At 63.1% G+C, this 15,448-nt stretch carries 12 protein-coding genes; 4 read left to right on the top strand and 8 right to left on the bottom strand.

Annotation, left to right across the window (positions count from 1 at the left end; all coding sequences use genetic code 11):
• Window positions 1–25 precede the first annotated feature (25 nt).
• Genes EOA13_RS26920 through EOA13_RS26900 form a run of 5 tightly spaced genes read right to left on the bottom strand, consistent with a single transcriptional unit; the run spans window position 26 to window position 4,649 of the window.
• On the bottom strand, window positions 26–1,060 hold the full coding sequence (locus EOA13_RS26920; RefSeq protein WP_127296622.1) for a branched-chain amino acid ABC transporter permease: 1,035 nt from the start codon (window positions 1,058–1,060) through the stop codon (window positions 26–28).
• Window positions 1,057–1,932: a branched-chain amino acid ABC transporter permease gene (locus EOA13_RS26915; RefSeq protein ID WP_127296621.1), complete on the bottom strand. Its 876-nt coding sequence runs from the start codon at window positions 1,930–1,932 to the stop codon at window positions 1,057–1,059. Before EOA13_RS26915 ends, EOA13_RS26920 begins: the two co-directional genes overlap by 4 nt.
• Window positions 1,933–1,944: 12 nt before the next feature.
• The gene (locus tag EOA13_RS26910; RefSeq protein ID WP_127296620.1) at window positions 1,945–2,658 is read right to left on the bottom strand and encodes an ABC transporter ATP-binding protein; all 714 of its coding nucleotides are present in this window, start codon (window positions 2,656–2,658) and stop codon (window positions 1,945–1,947) included.
• The gene (locus tag EOA13_RS26905; protein WP_127296619.1) at window positions 2,655–3,392 is read right to left on the bottom strand and encodes an ABC transporter ATP-binding protein; all 738 of its coding nucleotides are present in this window, start codon (window positions 3,390–3,392) and stop codon (window positions 2,655–2,657) included. Before EOA13_RS26905 ends, EOA13_RS26910 begins: the two co-directional genes overlap by 4 nt.
• 3 nt (window positions 3,393–3,395) lie before the next feature.
• The gene (locus EOA13_RS26900; RefSeq protein ID WP_127296618.1) at window positions 3,396–4,649 is read right to left on the bottom strand and encodes an ABC transporter substrate-binding protein; all 1,254 of its coding nucleotides are present in this window, start codon (window positions 4,647–4,649) and stop codon (window positions 3,396–3,398) included.
• Window positions 4,650–4,838: 189 nt separating this feature from the next.
• Between EOA13_RS26900 and EOA13_RS26895 the strand changes: the two genes are divergently transcribed.
• The 3 genes from EOA13_RS26895 to EOA13_RS26885 all read left to right on the top strand — a co-directional run bounded on the left by EOA13_RS26895 (window position 4,839) and on the right by EOA13_RS26885 (window position 11,096).
• On the top strand, window positions 4,839–5,657 hold the full coding sequence (locus EOA13_RS26895) for an alpha/beta hydrolase (RefSeq protein WP_127296617.1): 819 nt from the start codon (window positions 4,839–4,841) through the stop codon (window positions 5,655–5,657).
• Window positions 5,658–5,788: 131 nt separating this feature from the next.
• The gene (gene metH, locus EOA13_RS26890; protein WP_127296616.1) at window positions 5,789–9,598 is read left to right on the top strand and encodes a methionine synthase; all 3,810 of its coding nucleotides are present in this window, start codon (window positions 5,789–5,791) and stop codon (window positions 9,596–9,598) included.
• A 103-nt stretch (window positions 9,599–9,701) separates the two neighbouring features.
• Window positions 9,702–11,096, top strand: a complete 1,395-nt coding sequence (locus EOA13_RS26885) for a multicopper oxidase family protein (protein WP_127296615.1) — start codon at window positions 9,702–9,704, stop codon at window positions 11,094–11,096.
• Between the two features lie 33 nt (window positions 11,097–11,129).
• Here the strand turns inward: EOA13_RS26885 and EOA13_RS26880 are convergent, their stop codons facing one another.
• The 3 genes from EOA13_RS26880 to EOA13_RS26870 all read right to left on the bottom strand — a co-directional run bounded on the left by EOA13_RS26880 (window position 11,130) and on the right by EOA13_RS26870 (window position 13,378).
• Window positions 11,130–11,417, bottom strand: coding sequence for a PTS sugar transporter subunit IIB (locus EOA13_RS26880; RefSeq protein ID WP_023809203.1), 288 nt, complete (start codon window positions 11,415–11,417; stop codon window positions 11,130–11,132).
• A gap of 17 nt (window positions 11,418–11,434) precedes the next feature.
• Complete coding sequence (locus tag EOA13_RS26875; RefSeq protein ID WP_127267974.1) at window positions 11,435–11,896, bottom strand: PTS sugar transporter subunit IIA; 462 nt, start codon at window positions 11,894–11,896, stop codon at window positions 11,435–11,437.
• Between the two features lie 75 nt (window positions 11,897–11,971).
• Complete coding sequence (locus EOA13_RS26870) at window positions 11,972–13,378, bottom strand: PTS transporter subunit IIC (RefSeq protein WP_127296614.1); 1,407 nt, start codon at window positions 13,376–13,378, stop codon at window positions 11,972–11,974.
• A 339-nt stretch (window positions 13,379–13,717) separates the two neighbouring features.
• Between EOA13_RS26870 and EOA13_RS26865 the strand changes: the two genes are divergently transcribed.
• The gene (locus EOA13_RS26865; RefSeq protein ID WP_127296613.1) at window positions 13,718–15,163 is read left to right on the top strand and encodes an NAD(P)H-dependent oxidoreductase; all 1,446 of its coding nucleotides are present in this window, start codon (window positions 13,718–13,720) and stop codon (window positions 15,161–15,163) included.
• Window positions 15,164–15,448 lie beyond the last annotated feature (285 nt).

Below are 15,448 nucleotides of genomic sequence, written 5' to 3'. Positions count from 1 at the left end.
ACGCGGAGCCGCTATTCCGAAACGGTCAGGCCGGGCGTTTCAGGCGTCCGGCGACGGCGCCCCATGAAGCCTTGATCATGCCGACCAGGCCGCTCGGGTAAGCCAGCATCACGCCGATGATCAGCACCGCCGTGATCATCGGCCGCCACGCACCGAAATCGGCCATCCATTCGGCGAAGATCGTCAGCACGAAGGAAGCGATGATGGCGCCGTAAATGGTGCTGGTGCCGCCAAGCAGCACCATCGACAGGATGATGGTCGCGAGACTCATGCCGAAGACGTCGATCGAGGCATTGCGCTGGTAGGCGGCGTAAAAGGCGCCGGCGATGCCGGTGAAGAAGGCGCTCGCGGCAAGCGTCAGCATGCGCTGGCGCACGATCGAGACGCCGCGGCTGATGGCGTATTCCTCATTGTCGCGCAAGGCGACGATGCTGGCCCCGGTGCGCGAGCGCACGAACACGCGCAGGAACAGCGTGCTCGCCACCAGCAGCGCCAGCGCGGTGTAGAAATAGGCTGACTTGCCGTCACGGACCATATTGTGGTCGAACACGTAAAGTCCGGGAATGCGCACCAGCCCTTGCGTGCCACCGGTGATGGCGGACTGGCTGATGATCACCTGCATGACCAACTGCGCGAAGCCGAAAGTGACCAGGATGATGTAGATGCCCTTCAGCCGCAGGATCGGGATGGTCACCAGGATCGCCGCCAGGGTTGCGATGACACCGCTGGCAAACAGCGCGATCCACGGGTCGAATTCGGCCAGCTTGGTCAGCAGGCTGTAGGCATAGACGCCGATGCCGAACAGCGCCAGATGGCCGAAATTGAAGACGCCGCCATAGCCGAGGCTGAGATCCCAGTTCGAGGCGACAATCGCATAGATGAAGGCCATGATCAGGATGTGGCGGGCATAGGTGTCGCCGAAGATCAGCGGCAGCAATGCCAGCAGCGCGAAGCCGAGCACGAAGCCGATGGCCTCCTGCTTCCACGGCGTGCGGCCGGGAGCGATCGGGGTTGCCGCCTCCGCGTGGCCAAGGGTCATCGGCGATGTCGTGTCGGTCATGCAAGGCCTCGGGAGCGGCTGGCAAAGATGCCCTCGGGGCGCACCATCAGGGTCAGGATCAGCACGCCGAACAGCAGCGCCGGCGTCCAGTACAGGCCGAAATAATAGCTGCAGGCGGCCTCGAAGAAGCCGATCAGATAGGCGGCGAAGATCGGACCCGATATGCTCGATATGCCGCCGAAAACGACGACGATCAGCGCCTTGAGCAGCGGGTCGCTGCCCATCACCGGCGACATGAAACGGTAGCCGCCCATGAAGATGCCGGCGAGCCCGGCCAGCGAAGCGGCGATGGCGAAGGCCAGCCCATAGAGCGCGGTGACGTTCAGCCCGACAAGATGGCTGGCATCTTCGTTCTGCGCCACGGCGCGCAGCGCCAGTCCCAGCCGCGTGCGGTTGAGGAACACCCAAAGTGCGGCCAGGATCAGCGGCGTGATGACGATGATGGCGATCTGGTGCAGGGAGACGCCGACGCCCCCGATGGTGGCGTTGCCGGCGATCAGGGCAGGGATCTGCTTCGAGCGCGGTCCCCAGATGGTCAAGGCGCCGTTCTCGATCAGCGATCCGGCCGCCAGCGTGGTGATGACGACGACCAGCACGATGTTGGGCCGGCCGATCAGCGGCCGCACGACGCTCGCCTGCAGGATCCAGCCGACGCCGGCCATGACGACGACGGCGATCGGAAAGGCGACCGCCGCCGGCAGGCCGAGTTCGACCAGTTGCCAGGCGATGTAGGCGCCCAGCATCATGAACACGCCATGGCTGAAATTGAACACGCCGATCGTCGTCCAGACCAGAGCGAGCCCGACCGCCATCATGGCGTAGAGCGAGCCCTGGAACAGGCCGCCGAACAGGATTTCCGCCAATGCGCTCATCTTCGGATTTTCCTAATGGCCAAAATACATCGACATGATCTCGCCGTGGTCGAGGCTTTCGCCCGGCTTGATCTCGGTCGCCACCGCGCCATGGTTGACGAGGTAGAGTTGCTGCGTCAGCTCCAGCAGGAATTCGATATCCTGCTCGACGACGATCAGCGGCACGCCGCCGCGCGAAATATCCATGACGGAGGCGCAGAGTTCGTCCTTGATCTTGGGCGCCAGCCCCAGCGTCGGCTCGTCGAGGATCAGCAGGCGCGGATGGCTCATCAGCGCGGTGCCGATCGACACCATCTGGCGCTCGCCGCCCGACAATGTGCGCACGCGCTGGCGCCAGCGTTCCGCCAGTTTCGGAAACAGCTTGATCACCTTCGCGCGGTTCTCCGCCTCATGCGGCCGGGCCCGCGGCGAATAGGCTCCGAGCGCCATGCAGTCGGCGATCGAGAGATCGGGAAACAGCCGGTTGCCTTGCGGCACATGGATCAGGCCGGCGCCGACGATGGCGCGTGCGCTGCGGCCGGCAATGTCTTGCCCGTCGAACAGGATGCGGCCGCTCTTCGGCTGCAGCAGCCCGGAAACTGCGCGCAGCAGCGTCGTCTTGCCATGGCCGTTGGGGCCGAACAGGCCGACATTGCCGAAACGGCCGGCCTCCAGCGAGATATCGTGCAGCACGGTGACGCGGCCATAGCCGGCGGTGACGCCTTCGACGCTGAGAATGGGGTTCACGCCGCCGACCTCCTGGTGCCGAGATAGGCTTCGATGACGCGCGGGTCGGCGATCACGCCGGCCGGATCGCCGGCGGCCAGCACGCGGCCATTGTTGAGCACCAGCAGATGCTGCGAAAGGCTCATCAGGAAGGTCAGCACGTGCTCGATCAGAAGGATGGTGATGCCGCGTTCGGCGGTGCGGCGGATCAGGCCGATAGACGTCTCGATCTCGGGTTTGGTCAGGCTCGACGCCGGCTCGTCGAGCAAAAGCATGCGCGGCTGCATGGCGATCGCGGTGGCAAGCATCAGGCATTTGCGCTCGAACACGGACAATTCGCCGGCAAGCCGGCCGAACGACTGGGCTCCCAGGCCGACGAACTCCAGCGCCTCGGCGGCGGCATTGCGGGCCGTGGCCGCTGTCTTTTCCTGCTTGCCGTAACTGGCGCCGATCAGCGCGTTCTCGAACACGGTCAGCCCGTCGAAGCTGGTCTCGCGCTGGAACGTGCGGGCAAGGCCGAGGCGCGCGATGGCGTGTCCCGATTTGCCGTTGATAGCATTTCCGTCAAAGCGGATGTTGCCCCGGTCGGGGCCGAACGGGATGCCGGTGATGATGTTGAACAGCGTGCTCTTGCCGCTGCCGTTCGGGCCGGCGATACCGAAGATCTCGCCGGCCTCGACCTTGAACGACACGCCGTCGACGGCCTTCAGCGAACCGAAGGCCTTCGACACGTCGTCCAGTTCAAGCAGGGCCATTCCCTACTTCATCCAGGGCTGGAGCTTGAAGGCGCCGGTGGCGTATTTTTCCGGCGAGATCAGCGTGCGCTGGCCATCCCAGATCTGGAAGAAAGTGATCGGAATATAGTCGTCGCCCTGCGTGGCAAGGTGGGTGGCGGGATCGAATTTCAACCGCCCTTCCGCGACCTGCTTGTCGGTCTCCGACAGCGCCTTCATGATCGCCGTATGGTCGGATGCGCCGCCGACTTTCTTGACCGCGTCGAAATAGACATTGGTCATTTCGTAGAGGCCGACGCCGTAGGTGCCGCTCTCGACGCCGTATTTCGCCTTGAACTTGGCCGCCACTTCGTCGGCGCGCGGGTTCTTCGGCGTCGTCAGCGCGCCGCCGAGCAGGTTGTATATGACACCATCCGATTTCTTGCCGGTCAGTTCGACGAATTCGGGAACGCTCGGCGCGTATTGCAGGAAGACGAGGCTCTTGGTCGGCTGCTCGAGGAACTGGTTGAGGAAGGACGCCGAATTGCCCGGCAGATAGTCGGTGTTGATGACGACATCGGGAACGTTCTCGCGCACCTTGGCGAGGATCGAACGCCAGTCGGTCACTTCGCCGAAGGGCACGATCTCGTCGACGGTAATAGTCCAGCCCTTCTCCTTGAAGGTCTTCTTCATGCCTTCGGAGATGGTCTTCGAATAGGCGTTGTCGGACGAGATGATGGCGACCTTCTTGGTCGGCAAGGTGATCTTGCCGTCGGCCGCGAGCTTCTCGACGAACAGGGTTACGTCGGTGTTGTAGGCGTCGAAGGAAGGCGTCAGCGACCAGCAGCACATGTATTTATCGGGGCTCGGCGCGATGATGTCCCTGGTCTGCTGCGAGGTGGCCGCCAGCATGTAAGGCATTTCCGCCTCGGCCATGTTGTCGATCTCGAAATTGGTCAGGCTGGCATAGCCGGTCAGCATGAAGTGCACGCCCGGATCGCCAAGCAGGCGCTCGACCGCGCTGGTGACGTTGCCGGCGGACTGATCCTTGACGTCGCCGACCACCAGTTCGAACGTGTCCCCGGCAACGCCGCCGGCTGCGTTGGCTTCGTCGATGGCCATCTGCACGCCGCGCTGGAATTCCTGGCCGTCCGCCGCGGCAGGGCCGGTGAGCGGCGCAAGCAGGCCGATCTTGACGATTTCGGCAAAGGCGGGGGCGGCTGATGCGGCAAACATGCCGATCAGCGTCGTGCTCATCAGCATATGGCGGATTCGACTTGCGGCGGATTTGGGCTTCATCGTGCTGTTCCCTGTTTTCCTCCCGTTCATCGGGAGTTGGATAATTGACAATCTACGCATAATTGTTCTTATTTGAAAAGGATTTTTCAACGTACCTAGCCGGGAAGATGGTTCCCGCAAAGGTATGGAAGCCGTGGCGCTTTGCTGCGCAACTGCACTAAAACAGGGCAATTCCCGACGGAGCGGACAATGACGATCTCGCAGAAGACCCTTGAAACCAGCCACGGCAAGATCGCTGTTCGCCAGACCAGTGGCCAGGGAACCGCTGTCATGCTGATCCACGGCAATTCATCTTCCAGTGCCGTTTTCCGCAACCAGTTGGACGGCTCGTTGGGCGAGCGCTACCACCTCATCGCTCCCGACCTGCCCGGCCACGGAGCGTCCGGCGATGCGATCGAGCCGGAGCGTTCCTACAGCATGGAAGGCTATGCCGATGCCATGACCGAAGTGCTCGGGCTGCTCGGCATCGACAAGGCCATCGTCTTCGGCTGGTCGCTCGGCGGCCATATCGGGCTTGAGATGATCGACCGCTTTCCCGGCCTGCTTGGCTTGATGATCACCGGCACGCCGCCCGTCTCGCCCGAGGAGGTCGGCAACGGATTCAAGCCGAGCCCTCATATGCACCTCGCCGGGCAGGAAACCTTCACTGGCGCCGATGTCGAGGCCTATGCACGCAGCACTTGCGGCGAGCCGTTCGAGCCGTTTCTCATCGACACGGTGGCGCGCACCGATGGACGGGCGCGGCGCCTGATGTTCGAAAAGTTCGCGGCCGGCACCGGCCGGAACCAGCGCGAGATCGTGGCCGGCAAGACGCCGCCGATCGCCGTTCTGAACGGCATCGACGAGCCATTCGTCAACACCGATTTCGTCTCCGCTGTGAAATTCTCCAATCTATGGGAAGGCAAGGCCCATCTGCTCGACAAATCCGGCCACGCGCCGTTCTGGGATTCGCCGGATCGCTTCAATCCGGTCTTCGCCCGCTTCCTGGCAAGCTTCGACAGAGCGTAGGTCCGTCGGAAAACCGGCGCCGCAGACCCCGCCTTCGAGACAGGTGGGTGACAATCACGCGCACCTCCCGTATATTGACATAAAGATATCCTTATGTGACATGAAAAGGCTTGTCGCCAAAGGGATAAAAAATGTCGCAGAATTCTGCATCGCTGGACGATTTGTTCGGCCCCGTCGCGGCCAAGCCAGACGGGTCGGAGGTGCTTGCGGCGCTGACAACGGCGGCACGCGAGCGCATCCTCATCCTCGACGGCGCCATGGGCACACAGATCCAGGGCCTCGGCTTCGACGAGGACCAGTTTCGCGGCGAGGCCTTCGCCGGCTGCGCCTGCCACCAGCAAGGCAACAATGACCTCCTGGTCCTGACGCAGCCGCAGGCGATCGAGGAGATCCACTATCAATATGCCATCGCGGGCGCCGATATCCTCGAAACCAACACCTTCTCCTCGACCTCGATCGCCCAGGCCGATTACGGCTTGGAGGATGCCGTCTACGCGCTGAACCGCGATGGCGCGCGGCTGGTGCGGCGCGCCGCTGTTCGGGCCGAGCAGCAGGACGGCAAGCGCCGCTTTGTCGCCGGTGCACTCGGGCCGACCAACCGCACCGCTTCGATGTCGCCCGACGTCAACAATCCCGGCTATCGCGCCGTGACCTTCGACGATCTGCGCCTCGCCTATGGCGAGCAGCTGCGCGGCCTGATCGATGGCGGCGCCGACATCATCCTGATAGAGACCATCTTCGACACGCTGAATGCCAAGGCGGCGATCTTCGCAGCGGAAGAGATCTTCATCGAGAAGGGCGTGCGCCTGCCGGTGATGATTTCGGGCACCATCACCGATCTGTCCGGCCGCACGCTATCGGGCCAGACACCGACCGCCTTCTGGCATTCGGTGCGCCATGCCAGCCCCTTCACCATCGGCCTCAACTGCGCGCTCGGCGCCAATGCCATGCGTGACCATCTGGCCGAAATATCAGGCGTCGCCAACACCTTCACCTGCGCCTATCCGAATGCCGGCCTGCCCAATGAATTCGGCAGGTATGATGAGAGCCCGGAATTCATGGCCGCGCAGATCGAGGATTTCGCCCGCGAGGGACTGGTCAACGTCGTCGGCGGCTGCTGCGGTTCGACGCCGGAGCACATCCGCGCCATTGCCGAGGCGGTGCGGAAGTATCCGCCGCGCGCCGTTCCGGACATCGAGCCCAAGATGCGCCTGTCGGGGCTCGAGCCGTTTACACTCACCGACGAGATCCCTTTCGTCAATGTCGGCGAGCGCACCAACGTCACCGGATCGGCCAAGTTCCGAAAACTGATCACGGCGGGCGACTATGTCGCCGCGCTCGACGTCGCCCGTGACCAGGTCGCCAATGGCGCGCAGATCATCGACATCAACATGGACGAGGGTCTGATCGATTCGAAGAAGGCCATGATCGAATACCTCAACCTGATCGCCGCCGAGCCGGATATAGCCCGCGTTCCCATCATGATCGACAGTTCGAAATGGGAGATCATCGAGGCCGGGCTGAAATGCGTGCAGGGCAAGCCGCTGGTCAACTCCATCTCGATGAAGGAAGGCGAGGCGGCATTCCTGCATCATGCCAGGCTGGTGCGTGCCTATGGCGCGGCGGTGGTCGTCATGGCCTTCGACGAGGACGGCCAAGCCGACACCAAGGCGCGCAAGGTCGAGATCTGCAGCCGCGCCTACAAGCTGCTGACCGAGCAGGCCGGCTTCCCGCCCGAGGACATTGTCTTCGACCCCAACGTCTTCGCGGTCGCTACTGGCATCGAGGAGCACGACAATTACGGCGTCGACTTCATCGAAGCCGCTGGCGAGATCACCGCGACCTTGCCGCATGTCCACATTTCCGGCGGCGTCTCGAACCTGTCGTTCTCGTTTCGCGGCAACGAGCCGGTGCGCGAGGCCATGCATGCGGTGTTCCTCTACCATGCCATCCAGCGCGGCATGGACATGGGCATCGTCAATGCCGGCCAGCTTGCCGTCTACGACACGATCGAGCCGGCGCTGCGCGAGGCCTGCGAGGATGTCGTGCTCAACCGCGTGCCCAAGGCTGGCGGCACCGCCACCGAACGCATGCTGGAGATCGCCGAACGCTTCAAGGGCACGGCGGGCCAGGAAGCCAAGGAGCGCGACCTCGCGTGGCGCGAATTGCCAGTTGCGCAGCGGATCAGCCACGCACTCGTCAACGGCATCACCGAATTCATCGATGCCGACACCGAGGAAGCCAGGCTGGCCGCCGAGCGCCCGCTGCATGTCATCGAAGGCCCACTGATGGCCGGCATGAACGTCGTCGGCGACCTGTTCGGCGCGGGAAAAATGTTCCTGCCGCAAGTGGTGAAGTCCGCGCGGGTCATGAAACAAGCTGTCGCAGGATTATTGCCGCATATGGAGGCCGAGAAGCTGGCCAACGTCGCCAATGGCATCGACAATGGCGAGCGCCAGACGGCGGGCAAGATCCTGATGGCAACGGTGAAGGGCGATGTCCACGACATCGGCAAGAACATCGTCGGTGTCGTGCTCGCCTGCAACAATTACGAGATCATCGATCTCGGCGTCATGGTGCCGGCGGCAAAGATCCTGCAGACGGCGCGCGAGAGACAAGTCGATATCATCGGCCTGTCCGGCCTGATCACGCCGTCGCTGGACGAGATGGTGCATATGGCCGCCGAAATGGAGCGTGAAGGCTTCGACATTCCGCTGCTGATCGGCGGCGCGACGACCAGCCGCGTGCACACGGCGGTGAAGATCCACCCGCGCTACAGCAAGGGGCAGACGGTGTATGTCACCGACGCCAGCCGGGCGGTCGGCGTGGTCTCATCCTTGCTGTCGAACGAGAGCAAGGACGGCTATGTCGATACGGTGCGCGCCGAATACAAGAAGGTCGCCGACGCGCATGCCCGCTCCGAAGCCGACAAGCAGCGGCTGCCGCTGGCCAAGGCGAGGGCCAATGCGCACCGGATCGACTGGTCCGCCTATCAACCACCGAAGCCGTCCTTTACCGGCGTGAAAATCTTCGAGAACTGGGATCTCACCGAACTCGCGCGCTACATCGATTGGACGCCGTTCTTCCAGACCTGGGAGCTGAAGGGCCGTTATCCCAAAATTCTCGAAGACGAGGCGCAAGGCGCCGCCGCGCGCCAGCTGTTCGAGGATGCGCAGGCGATGCTGAAAAAGATCATCGCCGAAAAATGGTTCGCCCCGCGCGGCGTCATCGGCTTCTGGCAGGCCAATGCCGTCGGCGACGACATCAGGCTGTTCACGGACGAAAAGCGGTCGCAGGAACTGGCGACCTTCTTTACCTTGCGCCAGCAGCTGACCAAGCGCGATGGCAAGGCCAATGTCGCACTGGCGGACTTCGTCGCGCCAGCGGAGTGCGGCAAGCCCGATTACATCGGCGGCTTCATCGTCACCGCCGGCATCGAGGAGGTGGCGATCGCCGAGCGGTTCGAGCGGGCGAACGACGATTATTCGTCGATCATGGTCAAGGCGCTGGCCGACCGCTTCGCCGAGGCCTTTGCCGAGCGCATGCATGAGAAGGTGCGCAAGGAATTCTGGGGCTATGCGTTAGATGAAGCGCTGGCGCCGGACGAGCTGATCGGCGAACCTTATCGCGGCATCCGCCCGGCGCCCGGCTATCCGGCTCAGCCCGACCATACGGAGAAGGCGACTTTGTTCCGGCTGCTCGACGGCGAAGGCAATGCCGGCGTGAGCCTGACCGAAAGCTATGCGATGTGGCCGGGTTCATCCGTCTCGGGGATCTATCTGGCGCATCCCGAAAGCTATTATTTCGGCGTCGCCAAGGTCGAACGCGACCAGGTCGAAGATTATGCACGCCGCAAGGCGATGCCATTGGCCGAGGTCGAGCGCTGGCTTGGCCCCATCCTCAACTACGTGCCGGCACACTACGCCGAGGCGGCTGAATAGCGACGGCATGCCCTCAACAGAATTTGCGCTGGTTGCCGGCTTGTGATCCATGGCGTGGCGGTTACACCTTCGCGGGCAGTCGCCTTTGCAGTTGGAGCGCCGAATGACCTTACTCACACGCCGCGGGTTTTTGAAAACGGCTGCAATTGCCGGCGCGGGCGGGATCGGGCTCTCAGCCATGGGCCGGCTTGGCGGCTGGGCCGCTGCCACGCCTGAGCCGGTGGTTTTGCAGACGGCAAAGATCCAGGCGAAGCTGATGGATGTCGGCCAGACCAGGGATGTGCTGACTTATGGCAACGTCGGAATGCCGCCCGTGCTCAGAATGAAAAAGGGCGAGCCCTTCGCTGCACGCCTTGTCAACGCGATCGACGATCCGACGACGATCCACTGGCACGGCATTCGCGTTCCAAACAAGATGGACGGCGTGCCGTTCCTGGTCCAGCCCTACGTCTATACCGGCGATCATTTCGACTACGCCTTCACGCCGCCCGACGCCGGCACCTTCTGGTATCACCCGCATTGCAACACACTGGAGCAGATGGGCCATGGCCTGACCGGCGTGATCGTGGTCGAGAATCCCAACGATCCGAAATTCGATGCCGAAATCGTCCTCAATTTGCGCGACTGGCGCCTCGGCGACGACGGTCAGTTCATCGACCAGTTCCGGCCGCGCGATGCCGCGAGAACCGGCACTTACGGCACGGTGCGCACCGCCAATTGGCTGGATCAGCCGCAATATGACGCGCCGGCGGGAGGGCTGGTGCGGCTCAGGGTCGCCATCACCGACGTGACGCGTATCTACGCTTTTCGCATCGACGGTGCGGAGGCGAGTGTCATGGCGCTCGACGGCAATCCGGTGCCTGAACGTTTTTCGCCCGATGCCTTGCTGCTTGGACCCGGCCAGCGCATGGAACTGGCCATACGCATGCCCGACGAGGAAGGCGCGATCGTCAGTCTGAGGGACGTCAGGGGCACCAAGCCGAAAATCCTGGCGACCCTGCGTGCGACTGGAAAGTCGCTCAAACGGGACATTCGCGATCTCGCGCCGCTGGAGCTCAATCCGGTGGCGGAAGTGGATCTCGCCAGCGCCAGGCATATTTCCCTGGCACTGAGCGCCACGGCGGAAAACGTCCCGAGCGATGGCATCTGCGGTTCGCTTGGCTACAGTTTCTGGGCCATCAACAAAGTGCCGTGGCCCGGCGACACCAAGGATCCGACCGCGCCTCTGGCCGAACTGAAGCTTGGCCGAAGCTACGTCATCGACATGGAGAACCTGACGCCGCAATCCCATCCGATGCATCTGCACGGCATGAGCTTCAAGGTGCTGTCATCCTCGACGCGCCAGGTTCAGCCCGTGATTTCCGACACCTATCTCATCCAGCCCAACGAGAAGGTTCAGCTCGGCTTCGTCGCCGACAATCCCGGCGATTGGCTGCTGCACTGCCATATCATCGAGCACCAGAAATCGGGAATGACGAGCTATGTCAGGGTGGTGTGAAGCCGCGTCAGCCTGCGCGTAGCATCGGTGCCGTCATTTGCGCAATTGCGCCTCGATCTCGTCCAGCACCTTGTCCTTGCCGATGCCGGTGAGGAAGGCGAGGCCCTTGATCACCGGCTTGGTCACCGAAGCGGAGATCGGGGTGGTTGCGACGATGAAGTCGACATTGTCGGCCAGTCCGGGCACTTCGGTGGCCTTCGCCTGCTGGGCATTGAAGGTGAGCCCGCGTTTCTTCATTTCCTCGGTGACGGCGACATTGACCGCGGTCGAGGTGGCGATGCCCGTGCCGCAGGCAAAGAGAATGGTTTTCTGTCTCGACATCTCTGCTTCTCCTTGTTTCAGCCGAGTACGGCTCGCACGTCTTCGAGGGTTCTGGCCGACCTCAAATCATCCAAGGCTTGCGGGTTCTGGATGGTGGCCATGACGGCCTGCAGCGCCTCAATCTGCTTGTCCTTGTCGTTGATGGCAAGCAGGAAGACGAAGCCGACCGGCAGCATCTCGTCGGGATCCTCCATGTTGGCGAAGGTCACTGGTTGCTTCAATGTGCCCATCGCGATGCCAGGCTTCAGCACATGCTCCGGATCGGTGTGCGGCACCGCGACATTGTCGGAGCGTTCCAGCGGCAGTCCCGTCGGGATGGTCAATTCGCGGCGCACGACCGCGTCGGCATAGGAGCTTTTGACATAGCCAAGTCTCTCCAGCCGGCCCGCCAGGATGCGGATGATCTCCTCATTGGTCGAGGCATCGGATCCGAGCACGATCGCGTCGGGGTCCAGAAGCTGCATGAGGCCGTCGGACATTCTTTGCTCCGTCGATGAAATCGTGCGCCCCGAGGTAGGGCGCACGATCGGTTTAAAGGGTGGACGCTATCAGGTTCAGGCCGTCTCTTCGGCCGGCTCGTCCTCGGCGCCCGCGGCCCGCTCCCAGCCGAGCGGATTGCGGCGATAGAGGACAAACAATGCCGCGATGACCACCGCGATCACGATGATGCCGACAAGCCCCATCCCCTGGATCGCCTCAATGACCACGTAAGGCACCCACAGGAAGCCGTCGACCACCGAGGTGATCTGCAGCGCGTCCGCCGGCAACTTGAAGCCCGACGAGACTGCTGCGCTGGTGAACAGCGGCGCCAGCGCGTTGGCGACGTAGAAGCCGATGGCCAGCGTCACCGTGCCGATCACCACCATGCGGAACACGTTGCCTTTGACCAGCGGCGCTGTCATGGCGACGATGAAGGGGATGACCGCAAGATCGGCGAACAGGATGACTCGGTTGCCCGGCAGGATCACCGACAGGATGATCGCGATCGGCACCAGGATCAGCGACGACGAGATCGCGGCCGGATGGCCGATCAGGATCGCCGAATCGAGACCAACGAGAAGCTCTCGGTCACCGGTGCGCTTGCGCACGAACGCCTGTGCGGCGTCGGAGACGGGGATCAGCCCCTCCATCAGGATCTTGACCATGCGCGGCAGCAGCAGCATCACCGCGGCCAGCGTCATGCCGGTGCCCAGAACCTTTGCCAGCACCACGCTGAGATCACCCGCATTGTAGAAGGCGATCGCACCAAGCACGAGGCCGATGATGAGGCCCATCACGACAGGTTCGCCGAACACGCCGAACCTGCGCTCGATGGTGTCCGTGTTGATGTTGATGCGGTTGATCCCGGGAATGCGGTCCATGATCCAGTTGAGCACAATGGCGATCGGCAGGATCTGTGCCGAGGCGAGATGCGGCACCGAAATGCCGGGCACGCCGTAGAACTGCTGCACCGCGCGCGCGGACCAGTCGGCGAACAGCAGCGAGAGTGCTGCGACAAGTGCTGCGACCGCGATGCCATAGGCCAGATTGTCGGTTGCGGCGACCACCAGCGAGCCGACAAAGGCAAAGTGCCAGAAATTCCAGACGTCGACATTGAGCGTGCGCGTCATGCGTGTCAGCAGCAGCACGATATTGACCAGGATGCCGACCGGAATGACCCAAAGGCCGACCGATGAGCCGAAGGCGATCGCGGCCGCGGAGGGCCAGCCGACATCGATGATGTCGCGATGAATGCCGGTGTTGGTGACGATGGCCTTGGCGACGTCGCCAATCGACGTGAACATCAGGCCAAGCACCAGATTGATGCCGATGAAGGCGACGCCGATGGTGACGGCGGCGCGAAAAGCCTTGCTGACCTTGGCGCCCAGAGCCACGGCGATGATGAAAATGACGATCGGCAGCAGGATCGTCGGGCCAAGCGTATCGATGGCCCCTTTGAGGCCCGCGAGAACAGTATCCATTTTTCCTCCCCTGGAGCCGCGAGCCTTCGCTCGACGCCTCGCAATGATGCTCCATCCAGCCTTTGACGCCGTGGCGCAAAGACACTCCCCAATTTGCGCCAGAGGCGAATGCTTCCCGACTGTCGCGTCGGTGAACATTTGCCTTTGTTGACAAACGAATGTTTTATTGGGGTTGTTCGCTGCGATGTCAATTGGTTGCGCTTCGGCCAATCGAGCCCCGAAGGACGTCCCTTCCGAGACGATTTCGTGGAAACTGCCGGTCGCGACCGGGTTTCGTTGGCAAATAGAACCCGTTCCCTGCTATCCGATCCCAAATCACGAAGCTGTGGACATTCCTGCATGACCAACGTCGCCCTGACCGGCCTTGCCCGTGATCTCGCCAGGCGTGCCGCCGAAGGCCGCCCGGTGCGCATTGGTGTCATCGGCTCGGGCGAAATGGGCACCGATCTGGTCACCCAAGGCATGCTGATGCCAGGCATTTCGATCTGCGCCGTCTCGACGCGCCGCCCGCACACCGCGCGCGATGCCATCCGCATCGCCTATGGCGATGAAGCCATGGCGGTCGAAGCCGACACCGCGTCGAAAGTCACCGGCGCCATCGAGAGCGGCAAGATCGCCATCACCTCGAACGAGATGCTGGTCACCAATCCGCTGATCGACGTCGTCATCGACGCCACCGGCAAGCCGGGTGTCGCCGCCGACTTCGACGTCATGGCGATGGAGCACGGCAAGCATCTGGTGATGATGAACGTCGAGGCCGACGTCACCATCGGCTGCTATCTGAAGCAGCAGGCCGACCGGCTTGGCGTCGTCTATTCGGTGGGTGCGGGCGACGAGCCGTCGAGTTGCATGGAACTGATCGAATTCGCGTCGGCGCTCGGGCTGACCATCGTCTCGGCAGGCAAGGGCAAGAACAACCCGCTCAACCACGATGCCGTGCCGGACGACTATCGCGCCGAAGCGATCCGCCGCAACATGAACCCTCGCATGCTGGTCGAGTTCGTCGACGGTTCCAAGACCATGGTCGAGATGTGCGCCATCGCCAACGCCACCGGGCTGGTGCCCGACGTGCCCGGCATGCACGGCCCGAAGGCCGATCGCGACGACCTCGCCAAGGTGCTCATTCCGCGCGAGGATGGCGGGCTGCTCACGAAGAAAGGCGTCGTCGACTACACGGTCGGCAAGGGCGTCGCGCCCGGCGTCTTCGTCATCGTCGAGGCGACGCATCCGCGCATCATCGAGCGCATGGACGATCTGCATATCGGCCACGGCCCCTATTACAGCCTGTTCCGGCCCTATCATCTGACGTCGCTGGAGGTGCCGCTGACCGCCGCCCGCATCGTGCTTTTCGGCAAGCCCGACATGGTGCCGCTGCCGCGGCCGGTCGCCGAAGTCTGCGCCGTCGCCAAGCGCGACCTTGCCGCCGGCGAGACCTTCGATGCGATCGGCGAGACCTGCTACCGCTCCTGGACCATGACCGTCGGCGAAGCCCGCGCCCGGCGCGCTGTGCCGGTCGGCCTGCTCGAGGGCGGCAAGGTGCTGAAACCGGTCAGGAAAGGTGAGTTGCTGACCGCGGATAACGCCGCACCCGACCCGACAACGAGGCTGTTCGCCTTGCGTCGGCTGCAGGACGAGATGCTGTACGGGGCAGAAGGCCGCGCGCCTCTGGCGGAGCGGTTGGCCGACATTGCCGTCGATTTGAGGACCAAGGCGGGCGAGGGCGGTCGCGTCGTGAGCAAGAACGAGATCGACGACATGTGGGGCGGCAGCCAGAACGAGGCCTGACCAGGGGCACACGGGGTTGATGGGTTGGACAGCCTATTGGCGGCCCGGATTTCGTCGTTCGTTTGGATTGATCAGCATAACATTCGGGATTGACCGAGGCCTTCCCCTTCGTCATCCACGGGTGGAGCAAGGAGCGGAGCGACGCAGCGCAGACCCGAGGATCCTGTGTGTTGTTCCCATGCTATGTCTGAAGTGGGAAGGAGACCGAGGGGATCCTGGTCGTCCTTTCGAGGACAGGCCGTGGCATGGCTCGGTCCCTTCCCACCGGTGAACCATCAACCTGAA

This window comes from Mesorhizobium sp. M7A.F.Ca.US.011.01.1.1 (assembly GCF_003998295.1).
Taxonomy (GTDB): domain Bacteria; phylum Pseudomonadota; class Alphaproteobacteria; order Rhizobiales; family Rhizobiaceae; genus Mesorhizobium.
This window is presented reverse-complemented; position numbering and strand designations above follow the sequence as displayed.

Bases quoted from the DNA above. Each gene is read 5' to 3' on its own strand.
- EOA13_RS26920 (WP_127296622.1), bottom strand. From the start codon at position 1,060: ATGACCGACACGACATCGCCGATGACCCTTGGCCACGCGGAGGCGGCA.
- EOA13_RS26915 (WP_127296621.1), bottom strand. From the start codon at position 1,932: ATGAGCGCATTGGCGGAAATCCTGTTCGGCGGCCTGTTCCAGGGCTCG.
- EOA13_RS26905 (WP_127296619.1), bottom strand. From the start codon at position 3,392: ATGGCCCTGCTTGAACTGGACGACGTGTCGAAGGCCTTCGGTTCGCTG.
- EOA13_RS26900 (WP_127296618.1), bottom strand. From the start codon at position 4,649: ATGAAGCCCAAATCCGCCGCAAGTCGAATCCGCCATATGCTGATGAGC.
- EOA13_RS26895 (WP_127296617.1), top strand. From the start codon at position 4,839: ATGACGATCTCGCAGAAGACCCTTGAAACCAGCCACGGCAAGATCGCT.
- metH (WP_127296616.1), top strand. From the start codon at position 5,789: ATGTCGCAGAATTCTGCATCGCTGGACGATTTGTTCGGCCCCGTCGCG.
- EOA13_RS26885 (WP_127296615.1), top strand. From the start codon at position 9,702: ATGACCTTACTCACACGCCGCGGGTTTTTGAAAACGGCTGCAATTGCC.
- EOA13_RS26880 (WP_023809203.1), bottom strand. From the start codon at position 11,417: ATGTCGAGACAGAAAACCATTCTCTTTGCCTGCGGCACGGGCATCGCC.
- EOA13_RS26875 (WP_127267974.1), bottom strand. From the start codon at position 11,896: ATGTCCGACGGCCTCATGCAGCTTCTGGACCCCGACGCGATCGTGCTC.
- EOA13_RS26870 (WP_127296614.1), bottom strand. From the start codon at position 13,378: ATGGATACTGTTCTCGCGGGCCTCAAAGGGGCCATCGATACGCTTGGC.
- EOA13_RS26865 (WP_127296613.1), top strand. From the start codon at position 13,718: ATGACCAACGTCGCCCTGACCGGCCTTGCCCGTGATCTCGCCAGGCGT.